The sequence below is a fragment of the Chitinophagaceae bacterium genome (assembly GCA_016710165.1).
GTDB lineage: Bacteria > Bacteroidota > Bacteroidia > Chitinophagales > Chitinophagaceae > Ferruginibacter.
This window is the reverse complement of record JADJLJ010000002.1, coordinates 341,331-359,011: the sequence shown is the minus strand read 5'-3', so window position 1 is coordinate 359,011 and position 17,681 is coordinate 341,331. Positions and strand designations below refer to the sequence as shown.

General features: G+C 42.7%; 14 protein-coding genes. 8 read left to right on the top strand and 6 right to left on the bottom strand.

The features are described from left to right. Positions 1 to 4: 4 nt before the first annotated feature. Positions 5 to 385, bottom strand: a complete 381-nt coding sequence (locus IPJ02_11940) for a DUF4783 domain-containing protein (protein ID MBK7376238.1) — start codon at positions 383 to 385, stop codon at positions 5 to 7. Between the two features lie 136 nt (positions 386 to 521). Here IPJ02_11940 and IPJ02_11935 point away from each other — a divergent pair, with 136 nt between their 5' ends. From IPJ02_11935 to IPJ02_11900, 8 genes are all read left to right on the top strand, one after another. Next, on the top strand, positions 522 to 2,045 hold the full coding sequence (locus tag IPJ02_11935; protein MBK7376237.1) for a 2,3-bisphosphoglycerate-independent phosphoglycerate mutase: 1,524 nt from the start codon (positions 522 to 524) through the stop codon (positions 2,043 to 2,045). Positions 2,046 to 2,057: 12 nt separating this feature from the next. Further along, positions 2,058 to 2,543, top strand: coding sequence for a heme-binding domain-containing protein (locus IPJ02_11930; protein MBK7376236.1), 486 nt, complete (start codon positions 2,058 to 2,060; stop codon positions 2,541 to 2,543). 129 nt (positions 2,544 to 2,672) lie between these two features. Beyond that, positions 2,673 to 3,077 carry a hypothetical protein gene (locus IPJ02_11925; protein MBK7376235.1) on the top strand — a complete coding sequence of 135 codons (405 nt, stop codon included), beginning with the start codon at positions 2,673 to 2,675 and terminating at the stop codon, positions 3,075 to 3,077. Positions 3,078 to 3,172: 95 nt separating this feature from the next. Beyond that, on the top strand, positions 3,173 to 5,392 hold the full coding sequence (locus IPJ02_11920; GenBank protein ID MBK7376234.1) for a TonB-dependent receptor: 2,220 nt from the start codon (positions 3,173 to 3,175) through the stop codon (positions 5,390 to 5,392). A gap of 235 nt (positions 5,393 to 5,627) precedes the next feature. Continuing rightward, positions 5,628 to 6,209, top strand: a complete 582-nt coding sequence (locus tag IPJ02_11915) for a sigma-70 family RNA polymerase sigma factor (protein ID MBK7376233.1) — start codon at positions 5,628 to 5,630, stop codon at positions 6,207 to 6,209. Between the two features lie 57 nt (positions 6,210 to 6,266). After that, positions 6,267 to 7,808 (top strand): outer membrane beta-barrel protein, encoded by a 1,542-nt coding sequence (locus IPJ02_11910; protein MBK7376232.1) that lies wholly within the window; start codon positions 6,267 to 6,269, stop codon positions 7,806 to 7,808. A 500-nt stretch (positions 7,809 to 8,308) separates the two neighbouring features. Then, positions 8,309 to 8,512: a hypothetical protein gene (locus tag IPJ02_11905; protein MBK7376231.1), complete on the top strand. Its 204-nt coding sequence runs from the start codon at positions 8,309 to 8,311 to the stop codon at positions 8,510 to 8,512. A gap of 5 nt (positions 8,513 to 8,517) precedes the next feature. Beyond that, positions 8,518 to 10,326: an excinuclease ABC subunit C gene (locus tag IPJ02_11900; protein ID MBK7376230.1), complete on the top strand. Its 1,809-nt coding sequence runs from the start codon at positions 8,518 to 8,520 to the stop codon at positions 10,324 to 10,326. Positions 10,327 to 10,539: 213 nt separating this feature from the next. On the opposite strand, the gene gldN is transcribed toward IPJ02_11900, so the two are convergent. The 5 genes from gldN to IPJ02_11875 all read right to left on the bottom strand — a co-directional run bounded on the left by gldN (position 10,540) and on the right by IPJ02_11875 (position 17,581). Beyond that, on the bottom strand, positions 10,540 to 11,586 hold the full coding sequence (gene gldN, locus IPJ02_11895; protein ID MBK7376229.1) for a gliding motility protein GldN: 1,047 nt from the start codon (positions 11,584 to 11,586) through the stop codon (positions 10,540 to 10,542). 20 nt (positions 11,587 to 11,606) lie between these two features. After that, the gene (gldM, locus tag IPJ02_11890) at positions 11,607 to 13,112 is read right to left on the bottom strand and encodes a gliding motility protein GldM (GenBank protein ID MBK7376228.1); all 1,506 of its coding nucleotides are present in this window, start codon (positions 13,110 to 13,112) and stop codon (positions 11,607 to 11,609) included. Between the two features lie 67 nt (positions 13,113 to 13,179). Continuing rightward, on the bottom strand, positions 13,180 to 13,932 hold the full coding sequence (gene gldL, locus IPJ02_11885; protein MBK7376227.1) for a gliding motility protein GldL: 753 nt from the start codon (positions 13,930 to 13,932) through the stop codon (positions 13,180 to 13,182). Positions 13,933 to 14,051: 119 nt separating this feature from the next. After that, complete coding sequence (locus tag IPJ02_11880; protein MBK7376226.1) at positions 14,052 to 15,350, bottom strand: SUMF1/EgtB/PvdO family nonheme iron enzyme; 1,299 nt, start codon at positions 15,348 to 15,350, stop codon at positions 14,052 to 14,054. 146 nt (positions 15,351 to 15,496) lie between these two features. Beyond that, positions 15,497 to 17,581, bottom strand: coding sequence for a thioredoxin domain-containing protein (locus tag IPJ02_11875; GenBank protein MBK7376225.1), 2,085 nt, complete (start codon positions 17,579 to 17,581; stop codon positions 15,497 to 15,499). Between the last annotated feature and the right edge of the window lie 100 nt (positions 17,582 to 17,681).

The window sequence follows — 17,681 nt, the reverse complement described above, 5'->3', positions numbered from 1 at the left end:
CGGCTTATTTATTCTCAAAAGTTATTTCCTGCAACAATTGCTTATCGCCTTTTTGTTTCATGAAGATGGTGGTACGGAATGATCCGTTCCGCGTGACCAGTGTTCCAATGCAATATTGCGAGCCTGAATTTTCGCCTTTATGCAGCACGTCGAAACTTTTTACGGAATTAACAGCAAAGAAATCCTTTAAAACAAGTTCAGCCTGGCTGCGGCTGTAACTGTTGCTTTTTTCAGGCATATTTATCTCCACCGTATTATCGAAGAACTTAGCCACCTCTGAAGCATTTCCTGCCTTCATTGCACCGATCACCTCATCAATACTGGAAAAAAGAGTGAAAGAACTGATCAACGTGCCAAGAACCAGTAGTGTAAAAAATTGTCTCATATTCCAAAGGTTTTTGTCGCCAGAAATTTGGCTAAAAACGTGCCAACCTGTGTTAAAATTGCGGTGAAAACGGGCATTTTATACCCATATGACAAGAATCAATTGTACTTAGCTGCAAATCTTTTAGTTTTACGAAATGGAAGATAAGAAAGTTATATTGATAATTATGGACGGATGGGGTCTGGGAAAGGTAAAAAGCAGCGATGCCATCCAAAATGCGAATACCCCCTTTGTGAATTCCTTATATGCGAAATATCCTAATACAACACTGGTGACCTGTGGCGAAGCCGTTGGACTGCCAGATGGGCAGATGGGAAACAGTGAAGTAGGGCATCTCAACCTGGGTGCCGGAAGAATTGTGTACCAGGAACTGCAGCGGATCAATGTTGCCATACGCAGTGGTGAATTCGCCAACAATGCATCGCTATTGAATGCCATCCGCTTTGCAAAACAAAATGGAAAAACACTTCACCTGATCGGGCTGGTAAGTGATGGCGGTGTGCATTCGCATATTGATCATGTAAAGGCATTGACAGGTCTCTGCGCTAAAGAAGGACAAGGTAATGTATTGGTGCATGCATTCACCGACGGAAGGGATACCGACCCCAAAAGCGGGCTGGGCTTTTTAAGAGACCTGCAGGACCACCTGGCCAAAACAGCCGGAAGCATTGCTACCATAACCGGCAGGTATTATGCCATGGACCGGGATAAGCGTTGGGAAAGGGTAAAGATAGCTTATGATTCATTGGTGAATGGAATGGGTGAAAGCAGTGATGATATCCTGGCTGCCGTAAACAGGTCGTATGAGAACGGTGTTACGGATGAGTTCATAAGACCGGTCATCAACAAAAATATACCAGATGCCAGGATCCGGAATGATGATGTGGTGATCTGCTTTAACTTCCGTACCGATCGCTGCAGGGAGATCACCGAGGTACTTACCCAGTCCGATAAACCCGAATCGGGTATGCAGAAACTGAACCTGCATTATACCACCATGACCCAGTATGACCAGACATTCAAAAACGTACACGTGGTTTTTGAAAATGATGACCTGCGGAATACCCTGGGTGAGATACTGGAGCAAAACAATAAAACCCAGATACGCATAGCAGAAACGGAGAAGTATCCGCATGTAAGTTTCTTCTTCAGCGGGGGCAGGGAAGTGCCGTTCAAAGGGGAAAAGCGGATCATGATCCCTTCGCCGAAAGTAGCCACGTACGACCTGCAGCCGGAAATGAGCGCCCTTGAAGTAACCGATGCGATCGTGAAAGAGATAAATGACAAGTCTGCTGATTTTATCTGCCTCAATTATGCCAATGCAGATATGGTGGGACATACAGGCGTTTGGAATGCCATCATCAAAGCGGTGGAAACTGTTGACCAATGTGTTGAAAAAGTGGTTACCGCTTCCTTGCAAAATGGCTATACCGTTTTCCTGACGGCCGATCACGGCAATGCAGATTATGCCATTAATGAAGACGGCACTCCCAATACGGCACATACCTTAAACCCGGTCCCGTTCTTTATCATTGATAAGAACTGGAAGGGCAAGATCAATCCGGGCAAATTAGGAGATATTGCCCCCACTATTTTGCAACTGATGAACCTGCCGGTTCCGGAAGTGATGACCGGCGAAATATTAATTGATAAAAACTAAGCAATGAAAAAGATCTTTAAACGACTGTTCTTTGTGTTACTACTTGCATTCATCGTTATCCAGTTTTTCAGACCGGCTAAAAACAAAGCCGAAGGCATGAGCAAAAATGACATCACAACCTTGTATGCCGTACCGGAAGATGTTCAGTCTGTTCTTAAAACAAGTTGTTACGATTGTCACAGCAACAATACGGTTTATCCCTGGTATGCAGAGGTTCAGCCGGTAGCCTGGTGGCTGAATGATCATGTACAAGATGGGAAAAAGGATCTGAATTTCTCTGAATTTGCCTCGTACAGGCCAAGGCGGCAATACAGAAAACTCGAAGAAATAAATGAACTGGTCAAAGAGAACGAGATGCCACTAAACTCCTACTTGTGGATACACAAAGACGCCAAATTGAGTGATCAACAGAAGCTTACCCTTGCCAACTGGGTGAATGCCGTGAGGGATACAATGAAAGCCCATTACCCGATCGATAGTTTAGAGCGAAAGAAATAGTACTAACTTTGTTTCTTTTCGCGTATGCACCAGGGCTTCAAAAAAATATCAACTTTTGGATTGGTACTGCTTATTACATTGCCCCTCGTTTTTACTGTAGTAATCCTTGTAAAACAAAAGATCGTACAATTGCAGAGAAATGCAAGGTTTGATAAAGAGATATTGCAAACCGTTATTGTTAGCACGGAAAATACTTATTGGGTAAAACCTGGAAAAGAAATACTGCTTGATGGAAAATTATTTGATGTCAAATCTTTTAAAACAGCAGGCAACAAGACATCTCTTACAGGTTTTTTCGATCATAAAGAAGATAAACTGGTAAAACGTATAGTAGAACTTGCCCGTCACAAAAATAAATCCGGCAATCCTTTCAATAACCTGGTAATACCCTTTCTATTTTTTCCGTTCTTTATGAATCCCGCTGAAATCACCTACGAAGGAACCTGGAGATTTATTTCACAGCAGTATTATCTGTTTGATGAAATGATTCCTTCTGCACGCTCCTATTCCCTTAGTCCTCCTCCAAAGTCTTGATACGCTTCTTTCATCGCCAGGCCACCGCAAGCTGCCTGCGCATCACCATGCCGTTTGCATAGTGCTGATCATTTTATTACATTAAACCGATTTACATGAACAGGATATTTATATCACTGGCGGTCCTATTTATCACGTTGGTCAGTTCTGCACAGGAAAAAGTAAATACCAAGGACACTGTCAAAAACCAAATCGATCTTGAAGAGGTTGTTATTTCTGCAAGCAAATGGGAACAGAAGTTAAATGAGGTTCCCAATAAGATTACAAAAATCACAAAGACCCAGATATTGCGGAATAATCCGCAAACTTCAGCAGACCTTCTTGCACAAACAGGAACTGTTTTTATCCAAAAAAGCCAGTTGGGTGGCGGAAGCCCGATGATACGTGGTTTTGCCACCAACCGTGTATTGCTGGTCATTGACGGGGTGCGTATGAACAATGCCATTTACCGCAGCGGTAACCTGCAAAACATAATCAGTATAGATGCTTTAAGTACACAAACCGCCGAAGTGATCTTTGGTCCGGGCTCTTTAATTTATGGCAGCGACGCCATCGGAGGGGTCATGGATTTTCACACGCTGGAAGCCCGTTTTGCCAAAGAGAAGAAGGTATTGGTTACAGGCAGTGCATTGGCCCGCTATTCCACGGCAAATAAGGAAAATACATTTCATGCAGATATGAATCTTGGGCTGAAAAAATGGTCATTCCTTTCCTCCTTCAGTTACAGCAAATTTGATGATCTGAAAATGGGGAAAAATGGTGGCCAGGACAGCTATTTACGCCCGGAATACATAGAAAGGATCAATGGAGTGGACAGCATTGTAAAAAATCCGGATCCAAGGGTACAGCGATTTAGTGGTTACAACCAGGTTAATTTTTTACAGAAAGTACGTTTTAAACCCACTGAGCACCTGGACTTACAATATAGTTTTACCTATGCCGGAACAGGAGAAGCACCAAGGTATGACAGGTTAGTACAGTATAGAAACGGGAAACTGAGATTTGCAGAATGGAACTACGGACCCATGCTTTGGAGGATGCATAACCTGCAGGTGCTGCACGGCAAGAAAACGGCCATTTATAATGATGCCCGGCTTACCATTGCCTACCAGAATTACGATGAAAGCCGTATTGACAGAACAAGAGCAAACAACAACCGTAATATCCAGGCAGAAAAAGTAAATGCAGTAAGTATTAACCTGGATGCTGCTAAAAAACCGGGTAAAGGAGAATTGTTTTATGGCCTGGAATATGTTCATAACAAAGTAGGATCTACGGGTGAAAGAATTAATATTTCTACAAATCAAACAACGCCGTTTGTAAGCCGCTATCCCGATGGAAGCACCTGGAACACTTTGGGCATTTATGGCAGCTACAAGATCAATTTCACACCGAAATTTACTTTTACGACCGGTTTGCGTTACAGCTACAATACCCTCAACGCAGTTTTTGATACTAGCTTTATAAAGTTCCCGTATAATAAAGCAGAAATAAAAGAGGGCGCTTTTACCGGTAATATGGGCTTGGTTTATCGTCCTGCAGAAACCTGGCAGCTCAATGGTAATATTTCAACCGGTTATCGTATGCCAAATGTGGATGATATTGGTAAACTGTTTGAAAGTGTACCGGGCAATATAACAGTACCTAATCCTGACCTGACAGCCGAATATGCGTGGAATTTTGAAATAGGTATAATAAAAAACATTATTCAGAAATTCCGTTTAGAGCTGAATGCTTTCTATACGGTACTGAATGATGCTATCGTACGCCGCCCCACAACATTTAACGGACAGGACAGTATAGATTTTGATGGGGTTAAAAGCAGGGTCGAAGCTTTGCAAAATGTTGCAAAAGCTACTGTTTGGGGTTTTCAGGGCAGTGCTGAATATTACTTTACCGGGCAATTATCGGTACAAACCCATGCAAACTGGATCGGGGGGAAAGAAACGGACGATACAAAAAATGAGCAGGTAGCACTACGGCATGCTCCACCATTCTATGGAAGTACTTTACTGAAGTACCGCCATAAAAACCTGTATGTGGAAGCTTCCGCCTATTATAACAGTAAAATAAAAAATGAGGATCTTGCTCCATCTGAACAGGCAAAAACGGATATATATGCCAAAGACGCCAATGGTAAACCGTACTCACCGGCATGGTACACGCTTAATTTTAAGACGTCCTATCAATTAACGAAAAACCTGCTGATTACAGCAGGTTGGGAAAATGTTACGAATCAACGTTACAGGCCTTATTCATCTGGCATTGTTGCAGCAGGCAGTAATCTGATAATAGGTTTAAGGGCCATGTTATAACCGCCTTACTTAACATCGAAAAGGAATAAGAGCCGCAATAAATTGCGGCTCTTATTTTTAATAAAGTTCCGATAAGTAAAGATGCATAAAGGAGAATACATAATATTATTTGCATATATTTTTGGTTATTGACATTTGCCGGTCTTACATGTTAAAAATGCTGGTTATCTTTTAAGGAAAGCAGCATATTATCAATAGATTTTGTCTACATTTATAGGGTAAACTAAGCATAACAATGACCGAAGAGCTCATGCTGGCCGGGTGTATAAGGAATAATGCCACTGCACAGGAGGCATTGTACAACCGTTTTAGCCCCAGGATGCTGGGTGTTTGCTATCGTTTTGCCAAAAACCGGGAGGATGCAGAAGATATGCTGCAGGAAGGTTTCATCAAGGTTTTTACGCAGATACATCAATACAGGAACGAGGGTGCACTGGAAGGATGGATAAGAAGGATCATTGTTCATACCTGTATCAACATTCTTAAAAAGAACAAGAAGTTTTCCGAAAGTGTGGACATTATACATGCAAACAGTGTTCATGTAAAAGAAGAGATGATCCCTTCCATCATGCAGGCAAAACAGGTGGTAGAATGCATACGAACCCTGCCGTTGGGATACCGGACCGTGCTTAACCTGTATGCCATTGAAGGTTATTCGCATAAGGAAATTGCAGACATGCTGGATATTGAGGAGAGCACCAGCCGTAGCCAGTATACAAGGGCAAAGGCCATGCTGGAGGAGATATTGATCAGGAAAAAGATCATTCAGAAGCCGCAGAAAAAAACAACTTTTTTTGGAGCAGTTTCGCCGGGTTAGACTGGTTGAACAGGTCCCTGACAAGGACATTACCAATAACTATTATGTTTTTGAAAAATGGAGAGCAATTATTACACAGATGAATTTGAGCAACTGATCAAGGAAAAGGCAGATCAGTTCAGGATGTATCCATCCAAACGGGTATGGCATAGCATCTACAATAACCTGCATCCCAGCCGCAGGTGGCCATCTTATGTTATAAGCATCCTCTTTTTCACTTCATTGATGCTGGTAGGCTACCTGAATACCAGTGACAATTCTGCCAATACTAAATTCGGAAAAGGCAGATCATCATCAGCCCTCGCAGATAACAACGCATCAAAAAATAAGGACTTAATCACTAAAAATTCTTCAGACCGGGTAAATACCAATAACGTCAATTACACTTTAACCGGCCCTGGTGCATTCACTACACAGGCACCGGTAAAGAATGAGACAGGGAAAGAACCTGGCTTGATTTCCGTTCCTTCTGAAAAATCTCTGGCAACCAGCCCTGTTCCGGGGAACAACAACAGGAGGCAACCTGTTCAGGAACTAGCCAAGAGCAACAATTCAAACCAATTGGTTGCCGGCATAGCCACTTCGGATAACAAGGATATGCAGAAAGTAATCAACCCACCTGCTACAACCAAAGTAACCGGCGAAGAAGAAACAGATGAACGTGATGCTGTACAGATTACCGGAACCATGGAGGCCATTGCTTCCATAAAAACAACAGTAGAAGGAACAAATGCAGCCAGCCTGAAAAAAGAGGACAAACATGTTGCTGATACAGATGAAAAGAGCATCAGCCTGCAAACTAATACCGATAAGCAGCAGGAAAAATCCTGGATCGAGAATTTTGCCTTGCAGAACAAACCAGCGGGCAGTAAATGGAAAAGCCGTTTAGATTACGAATTTTATGCCACACCGGCTGTGAATTACCGGAAACTAACCACGGACTCCAAAGGTTCTGCGGCGCCATTTGCAACAACAGGTGATATCAATAAATCGATCAGTCAGAAACCCGGATTGGGAATTGAAGCCGGTGCAGGTATATCGTATGCTTTTGCAAAAAACCTCAGGCTGAAGGCAGGTATACAGTTTAACTATACAAGTTATAACATCAATGCCGACCAGACCAATCACCCGATCCTGACATCTATTTTACTGACAGATCCCGCTACCGGTTATTCTTACCCGGCGCCCCGTACATCTACCATCGCAAACGCTTATGATAATAATGCGCTGCAGCCTGTAACCTTGCATAACCGCACGTACCAGGTATCAATACCGGTTGGGCTGGCTTATAAATTATCCAGCCACAGGAATGTAGAATGGTTTGCGGGAGCAACCGTTCAGCCATCTTATATATTTGGCGGCAATGCACACCTGATATCCTCCGATCTTAAAAATTATGTTTCGGATCCTTCCTCCATCCGGAACTGGAACCTGAACCTGGGATTTGAGACATTCATGAATTACAAGTTTGGTGCTTACAGCCTCCGGGTGGGCCCACAGGTCCGCTACCAGGTATATTCAACTTACCGCAAGGATATAGCATTGATCGAAAAACCATACGCTGTAGGTCTTAAGATCGGCCTTGTAAAAGGTTTTTGACCTGACTTATTTTTCGCATGCTTCAAATACGACGCAACAATCTGGCATAGATTGTTGCGTTCTTCATATTGCCCTTTGGGTAAAGGGTTTTGCAATACCATGCATTACATTTAATTTTGAAAAATGAGACATTTTCTTATTTGCTTTTCTGCCATGCTTCTTTTGGCAGCCTGCTCCGATCCATCCGGTACAGACGTTAAAAAGGAGGAAAAGAAGCTATCAAAAAGCAGCAGTTTTTTCCTGTAACAAATTATATCAAAGGACAGGTATACGAGATCAAGACAGCCGGTATCAATCCGCTTAAATACACCACTATAAACAACCGGACTGATTCAGCCTGGCTCAAAATTGAGGATATTGATGAGCTGGTCAGGGAATTTCTGTCTCCTGAAATTGATTCAACGAACCTGACCTCCCTGTTTACGGAGAAGAATTTCCTGGACCAGACCATTGCAGCTTTCACCTTTACCTATGACCCGGTTTCTGAACTGCCCGATTCCATGAAACTGAAGCGATGGGATGTGTATATTGATGCAGAAAGCAGTAAAGTAAGGCGTATTTATATGATCAAAGAGATCAGCAAATCAAAAACACTGCAACTGACCTGGCAAAGTGGTAAATACTTCAAGATCACAAGTATTTTAACCGATGAAAACGGGAACTCATCCGTAGAAAAAGAAGAAAAAATAACCTGGGATTTTTAATCATAATGACTCACAAAGAATTCACGGACATTGCTTCCTCCATCCCGGTTGAACCGGGAATCTACAAGTATTACAACGTTACCAATGAACTGCTGTACGTTGGAAAGGCAAAAAATCTCCGTAAACGGGTCGGTTCTTACTTTTCCAGGACATTTACCAGTTATAAAACCCACGAGCTGGTAAAGCGTATCCATCACATTGAATTTACGATCGTTGACAATGAACAGGATGCTTTTTTGCTGGAGAATACATTGATAAAAGAGAATCAGCCAAAATTCAATATCAACCTCAAGGATGACAAAAGTTATCCCTTCATCGTAATAAAAAATGAGCGCTTTCCCCGGGTGTTTTTCACCCGAAGAAAGATACATGATGGATCCCAATACCTGGGGCCGTATACCTCTGTTGAACGGGCCAGGGAACTGCTTGATTTTATCAGGCAAACCATTTCACTGCGTACCTGCAAACTGAACCTGACAGAAAACAATATCAGGAAAGGGAAGTTTAAAGTTTGTCTCGAATATCACCTGGGCAATTGCAAGGGACCCTGTGAAGGCCTGCAAACAGCAGAGGATTATAATGAGGATCTGCAGCAGCTTATCAATATTTTAAAAGGCAACCTCGGTCCGGTGATACAGCATTTTAAAAAAGAAATGAAGCAGCTTGCTGAAAATATGGAATTTGAAAAAGCCGCCGTCCTCAAAAAAAAACTCGAACATCTTCAAAACTACCGGTCCAGGTCTTCCGTAGTAAATACCCGGATAGGAACCGTGGACGTTTTTTCAATACTGGAAGAAGGGAACATCGCTTATGTCAACTACCTGTCCATTCATGCAGGCTCCGTTGTAAGAACCAAAACCATCACCCTGGAAAAACACCTGGATGAAACAGCCGCAGAAGTATTGGCCTTTGCTGCTGCCCGGCTAAGAGAAAATTTCGAAAGCAACTCAACAGAAATCATCGTGCCCTTTGCCATTGAATACCCCGAAAAAGGTATCACAGTTACCATACCCCGGAGCGGCGACAAAAAAAAATTACTGGCTCTTTCAGAAAAGAATGTCAATCATTTCAGGGACGAGCTCCGGAAAAAGCAAATACTCAACCTGGGAGAAAGATCCACCGGCGAAAAATCAAGGCTTTTGGAACAGCTGCAGAAGGATCTTTCACTTCCGGCAGTTCCTTTGCACATTGAGTGCTTTGATAACTCAAACCTGCAGGGAAGTTACCCGGTTTCGGCAATGGTATGTTTTACAAATGGTGAACCAGACAAAGCGGAATACAGGCGGTTTAAAGTAAAAACAGTAACAGGCATCAATGATTTTGCCTCCATGAAAGAAGTGGTATACAGGCGCTACAAACGGCTTTTGGACGAAAATAAGCCGCTTCCCCAACTGATCATCATTGATGGCGGGAAAGGGCAGTTAAGTGCTGCCATGCAAAGCATCCATGAATTAAAACTGCCAGGAACCACCTCTGTGGTCGGGCTTGCTAAAAATGAGGAGGAGATCTTCTTCCCGGGAGACAGCCAATCACTTAAACTGCCCTGGGACAGTGAAAGCCTGAAACTGGTGCGGCGCATCAGGGACGAGGTACACAATTACGGCATCGCGTTTCACCGAAACCTGAGAAGCAAGGGTACTTTTAAGAACGAACTGGAACAGATAAAGGGTATCGGGAAAGCGACCACAGACCTGTTGTTGAAAAAGTTCAGATCAATAAAGGTCATCAGAGAAAAATCCCGGGAAGAAATAGCGCAGGTGATCGGGAATGCTAAAGCCACCCTGGTCACTGAATATTTCAGGGGAAAACAATAAAAAAGGGGCCAGAATGGAAATTCAGCCCCGTTTAAAATCCAATATCCTATGAAAAACCGAAACAAAGATAACCATCCACAGACTAGCAGCCAATACCCTATTGTGGGTATTTATAAAAAATGATTATTATTTAAAATAATGGACAGATTATACCACAAATAAAAAACCCCGGTGATATACCGGGGCTTTTTAAAATATTTCTAATAATTGTTATTAGTAACTCCACAGATCCTGTTCGTAATTAAATATCTTCTCTTTGATATTCTCCCCTTCCAGTAACTGTAAAATACCTCTTTCTTTCAGACCGGGATAATCCCTGATCATTCTGTCCAGCGGATTATCAATGGAGCTCTTAATAATGCGACCATAGAACATACGGCTTTCGAAGAGGTCTTCCCAACTCATACGGCCCCCATAGTTTTTGCCATTATAAACCTCATACCGGGCTAATATCGGGCGCATATCCGGGTAATAAACCCAGAATAATTCTGTGGGACCCAGGTTAACACCCATTGATGTTATAACGTCTTTAACCGGAGCTATTCCTAATATCCTCCAGAAAAGGCGGGAACTTTCTTTGTCGAAGATCACTTCCTCTTTAACCCTGAACCTGTAAAATGAATCGAGATTTACTTCAGCCCTTTTGTATATGGTACCAATCAGGTTACCGGCTGTATCGTATTGAGGAACCGGTACAGAATCACCACCAATTGCTTTAGCAACTTCTGCCTTTGTCATGGGTGTGGTAAACCTGTCGTCAATGCTGCTAAAAACAGTTACTGCACTGTCATCAATTGCTTTCAGCAGTATGGAAATGAACCGCTGGTTACCGTTGTTCTCGTTGGCGGTATACATGAAAGTCTGGTTAATTTTTTCCCTGGCATCTATTTCCCTCCATATTTTATGACGGTAAATGGCATCATCGGCACGGAGGTTTTCATAAACCAATGGAGTTCTGTCCTTCAGCATGGTTGTCTCAACCGCTTCATCCGGCCTCAATGACTTTTTAATGACCGGTACCGGCAGACTGTCATTTATGGGTGGTGGTGGCGGTGGAACCACGGCAACCGCTTTTACCGTATCCGTTACGGGTGCTGTAGGGTTGATGGTAGCCTTTGTTTTTGACTTGGCTGTTTTACGTGTTGTAGTCCGCTTGGTGGCTGTCCTTGTTGTCTTTTTCTTCTGTTGAGCCTCCACAACACCTGCAAACATGCTAAAGCAAATTGCCAATGCCAGGTATTTAAATAATTGCATTTTCATAGCAAATCTTTATTAATTTATTAATATAGGGCGAATGATCTTCCTTCAATTGTTCTCTGTCCACCGGGGCCTGTCACTTTAATATTGTCAAACGTAACTACTGAACCCGGACCGCACCTTGTTAAAAACGAAGCAATCGGCGCTAAATTGTTTCCATTAATTGAAGAAGTAGCCACACTTGGGAAACCGGCACCGGAAAAATAAACAGTAGCACTTACAATGCTGAACCGTGTATCAAAATCAAATTTTTCAAGTTCGGCACGGCAGTATTGCTGGTTCTTGAATTCAACGGATGGCATCCTGGGCTTGCCGGAGGCTACTTTAAATACAGGATCAGGAACTACTTTAACCCGGAAATCAAACTTACTTGATTTTCCGTCCGCAGTCACTGTTATACTTGCAGCCCCTGGAGTTGTAACCGTAACAACACGGTTTGACCCGGTTCCTGCTATGGTTCCACCGGCCATTGATACGGTTGTTTTATCCCAGCCTGAGCCCGATGATATGGTTATCGGGTTTTCTACACCAATATAAAATACATTCATTTTATCCAGCATTACGGCTGCACCGCCCGGAACACCAACCACGTATTCAACGGTTTTACTTATTGGGATCTGCTTACCTTGTTCGTTTGTAAAACTCCCGCTGATCTGTATGGTATGCTTGCCTGATCCACTAACTTTTGTTTTATACTCCCCCTGTCCGGCGACAAGAGCTACCGGGCTCCCATTAATAGAAATATTACTCTTTACTGTAGAGCTGTAAGCTCCTACGCCTGCTGTAACAACCAATTCCTGGCCAGGCATTAAGTAATTAGAATTTTGACCAACCAATACACCTACTTCGTCCATATGAACTTCTACAGCCCCCACCTGGCTGGCACAATAAGTAACCACCTGGTTCTCTACGTTCTTGATATTGTTCTGAAACTTACTCAAAATAGTCAATGCTGCTACTGTTGGGGTCATGTGGAAAAAACCTGTTGTAAAATCCTTTTTACCTTCTTTTCCTTCCACTCCTTCTGTACTAACGGGGAAATTATTTTCAAACTTGGCCTGGATCTTTGGATCCAGTGCAAGGATCTTCTTTTTGAAATCTTCCAGTTTTGCCTTTAACTCATTACCTTTTCCGTTTGTTTCAAACAGGCGGGTTGATGCGTCGAGGTTATCTTCTTTAAAATCTTCTTTCCCGTCTTCTTTAATAACCAACCCTGCTCCTTTTTTTAATTCCACTTTCAGTTCATTTATATATGTATCCAGTGAGGCCGCATAAGCCTTTGCCTGTTCAGCCTTGGGTTGCCATATGGCTGCCTGTACTTTCGTCTCATCCTTAGACAGCATTTCCGAAAGTGATTTATACAAAATATTGCTGGAACTTGATATGCTTGCATTGGAACTTTGCAGACTTTTATCCACCGTTTTAAAGGCCTCTATCACTTCATTTGATACGTTCAGCGCAAGGATAGCGGTCAACACCAAGTACATAATGTTGATCATCTTTTGCCGGGGCTCTCTAGGTAAAGCCATAGTATTTTAGATTTACGATTGTTAGTTTTAAATTGTTTAGTTTTCTGCGATTAAGCACCGGTCTTCATTAACGGCCCTGCATGGCGCTGAGCATGTTGCCATAAACTGCGTTCAGTTTACCCAGGTTATTGGCAAGAACACCGATCTGCTCTTTTGCTTTGCCTGCATCTTCCACGGTGCCCATCATGGTCTGGCTGGCTTCTGCCAGTTTTCCGTAGAATGTATTCAGCGACTTAAGGTGATTATTACTTTCTTTCAATTCCAGTTCGTAAATGGTATTCAACGACCCCAGGTTCTTTGTTAAGACCTGTACCTGCTCATGGAACCCTTTGGCACTTTCCGCAGCATTGCTGAAGCTGCCCATTGTGGCGGCGCTGCTTGCAAACGCCGTGGTCATATTACCCAGTGCAGCCGTAGCTTCTTTTGTCTTGTTACTGAAATCGCCGGTGTTTTTAACCACATCGCCGATCTCGGTCATATTGCCCACAGTACCCTGTAACTTTTGAAAGCCTTCTCCTAATTTTTTAAGACTTGTTGGTGTGATATCTGCCTGCTGTAACATTTTATCCATTGACTGTAAAGAAGGATTCTCAATTACATCGTCTGGCTGGTCGTCTTCTTCATGATGCTTTGGTTTAACCCACTCAATGGCTGCATAAACAAGGAAGATCGCTGTTTCTGTCCACATACCAATAGTTAACATCATATCGGCGTAAGACTGGTGAGTAAGTTTTGCCCAGGCAGCAAAGATAATTACTGCGGCACCGGCACTTACCAATACATCAATTAGGGTTAAGAAGGTTCTTTTTCTGTGAGCCATGGTTGAAAAATTTTAAGTTTTAACTGGGGATTATTTAAAGTTTGATTACACAAAAGTTATAGAGTACCTGTTTTCAATACTACAGGTACCCCTCATTAGTTCTTAGTTTCGGAAACTGTTTACTTTTTGCCCTTTTTCTGAGCCGGAGGCAAATCAATTACACAACGAAAGCCAATGTAAGATTTTGCTGTATCCTGGTATTCGTAAGCTCTTGTTCCGGTCCGTAAAAGATAACCTACATCTTTCCAGCTTCCACCACGTAATACTTTACGCTTGTCACGTGGTTTATCTGTTTCCTTGGCATTATAACGAATGTCCGGATTCATATCATGCTGGAAGCTATAAGCGCCTTCATAATACAAAGAAGATGTCCATTCCGCTACGTTTCCTGCCATGTTATATAGTCCGAAATCGTTCGGCCAGTATGCATCAGCACGCACGGTGTAAAATCCGCCATCTTCCGGATAGTTACCTCTTCCCGGCTTGAAGTTTGCCAGTAAGCAACCTTTCTTGTTACGAAGGTAATAACCACCCCAGGGATAATCGGCCTGGGAACGTCCGCCTCTTGCAGCATACTCCCATTCGGCCTCTGTAGGAAGTCTGAAGTCAACTTCAGCAGCCCTTTTCTTAGACTCAAGGTAGGCATTGAGATAATGAGTTCTCCATTCGCAGAAAGCAGTAGCCTGTTTCCAGTTCACACCCACAACCGGGAAATTTCCAAATGCAGGGTGGCTGAAATATTTTTTTGCCATTGGCTCATTGTACGAGTAAGCAAAATCCCTGACCCAGGAAAGTGAGTCCGGATAAACAGGTATGTTTTTCTTAATGATGAACTTAGAACGCGGTACTGTAGCATCTTTGTTCTGTGCAGCAGCTTTGTAGTCGAAAATCTCAGATTGATAAACTATTTTGGTTGCATCAATCTCTTTTTTACCGAATATGCGGTTATCGGGCGTAACGATAATGGCATCTATTTTTTCCATGGTTGCTTTATCACCCCACTTGATCGTCCTCGCTTTCTGCCAGTCGATGTATTCGTTTCCATCTGAACCCTGCTTAACAAAACCCATAAGCTTTGCAGCGATAGAATCCCTGACCCAGTTTGTGAACTGGCGGTATTCATTATTGGTTATCTCCGTTGCATCCATCCAGAATCCACTGATAGAAACAGATTTATTACGGGCAGTAAGCGCATAACTCAGGTCCTCGTCACTTGCACCCATATGAAATGTTCCTGGTGGAATATAAACCATGCCGGGAGGTTTCGGTAAGCTCCATTTAGAAGAGGGGGCAACACCGATCAGTTGGCCTTTGTCAGTAGCATAACCACCACTTGATTTGCTACCGGATTTTTTACAACTGGTTGTTGTAGATGAGATAGCTATAACAGCTATCAGATAGAACAGCCTGTACTTCATTGTTTTTAACTTTGAGGGTATTGAGCAAATGTAATGATTATTTTGATTTAACATCGCTTTCGGGTTGAATCAGTAATTTTTTTTCAACAAATTATAATCCTGAAAAGTGTAAACGGCAGAATTTTGCAAATATTGTGTTTATATGATTAGTTATTCTCCACAATATGAAGCTGAACATACAGGTCTTCAACTGAATGAACGGGTGCCAGGCACTCGTGGTTCTTACATAGGTAAACAGCAATTCCTGCATTGAAATTTTTACCTTTTAATAATGGGAAAAGTACATTTTCGGCAGCTGCACACTGAACTATTTTATTGGGCAGATAACTCCTTAGCAGCATGTCCCTGCCCCCCTCGAATTCGTTTCCGGCTATTACGATCTCCTTTATACCATATAACTTCCTCATTATCAATGTTGCCCAAGTGGCGAAGGAAGTCGGGTAATTTACGATGGCATCATTCAATGCATCAAGTGCTTTTACAGCTATTTGGTGCAGATCCTGCCTGTCAAATATGATTGCTAAATAGAATAGATTATCAGCCATCACGCTGTTTCCGGATGGAGTAGCTCCATCATACACTTCTTTTTTGCGTACAATTACGTCGTTTTGATCCACCCCAGTAAAGAAAAAATAACCTGTCCCGGGTTCAGCAAAATTGCTGGTAACATGATCAACCAGTCTTTGTGCCCAAACCAGGTAGGTGCTATTGGATGTGGTCTCCTGGAGGTAAATACAGGACTGGATCAGAAAAGCATAGTCATCAAGAAAGGCCGGGTATGCTGCCTTCCCGTTTTTACAGGTATGAAGAAATTCAATACCCTCCTTATTCTTAAGCATATTACCGGCTAAAAACTGAAAGCATTTTTCTGCCAAAGCAATATATTGACTTTCTCCCAACGCTGCGCCAGCCTTACACAAGGCTGTTATCATCAATGCATTCCAACCCAGCAGTACCTTATCATCCAGCTGGGGTTTTACCCTTTCGTTGCGCTTTAACAACAAAAGCTGTTTACAGGCAGTAATTTTACTATCGAACTCATCAATCCCAAACCCGTTTTCACCTGCAAAATCACTGGTTTTTTTTAAGATTCGCAGTATGTTCCTGCCCTCCCAGTTTCCCGTTTCTGATATGTTAAAAAAATCACAAAAAATTTCAGTATCGGGGCCAAGTATCTCTTCCACCTCCGTTTTATGCCAAACATAATATTTGCCTTCTTCTCCTTCGGAATCGGCATCCAGTGCTGAAAAAAAACCACCCTGACCGTTACTAAATTCATTTGTAATAAAACCAATGGTTTGTTTTATTGCTTTTTCATAAGCAGGATCTTTTGTGACCTGGAAAGCATCGCAGAGTACATTTATCAGCAGGGCATTGTCATAAAGCATTTTTTCAAAATGGGGAGCCAGCCATTCATAATCGGTGCTGTACCTGGCCATACCTCCGCCCAGGTGATCATAGATCCCTCCCTGCAGCATTTTGTCAACCGAAAGTAGTGCCTGGCCAAGGGCTTCTTTATTTCCCGTATAATGGTGGTATTGCAGCAAAAACTGAATGGTTTGGGTTTGAGGGAATTTAGGCGCTTTACCAAACCCTCCCCACGCTGTGTCTGCTGCCTTCATTATATTTTTAAAGATCAGATCCAGTTGTTCTTTTAGAGCCTTTTGATCCGTTAGTGGCTGTTTTACAGCATTCGTAAATCCGCCAAAACTGTTGGACCTCTGAAGATGATCTGTTAAGTTTTCTGCCTGATCAATCATTTCACCCCTTCTTTCCGTCCAGGCTTGTTTTACAGCATGCAGGACATCTGTCCACGAAGACTGCTGATAAGCTTTTACCGGGGGAAAATAGGTTCCGCCATAAAAGGGCTTCTTATCGGGCGTAAGAAATACATTCAGGGGCCATCCACCGCTTCCGGAAATTGCCTGTACGGCGTCCATATAAATGTGATCAATATCGGGTCTTTCCTCCCGGTCGATCTTGATACATACGAAATGTTCGTTCATCAGTTGAGCGACCGTTTCATCCTCAAAACTTTCCCTTTCCATAACATGGCACCAGTGACATGCAGAATAACCAATGCTGACGAGAATTACCTTATTTTCTGTCTTAGCTTTTTGCAAAGCCTCCTCTCCCCAGGGATACCAGTCAACCGGGTTATATGCATGCTGAATCAGGTAAGGACTGCTTTCGTTGATCAGCCTGTTTGTCTTTTTTCCGGTAGTTGCCATTTTATTTTAAAATACAAATATCAAACTATTAACAGTATCCGCAGTACCAAAACGGATCACCCGCCTCACGGCGAGGTGATCCGATGAAACTATGTTTATT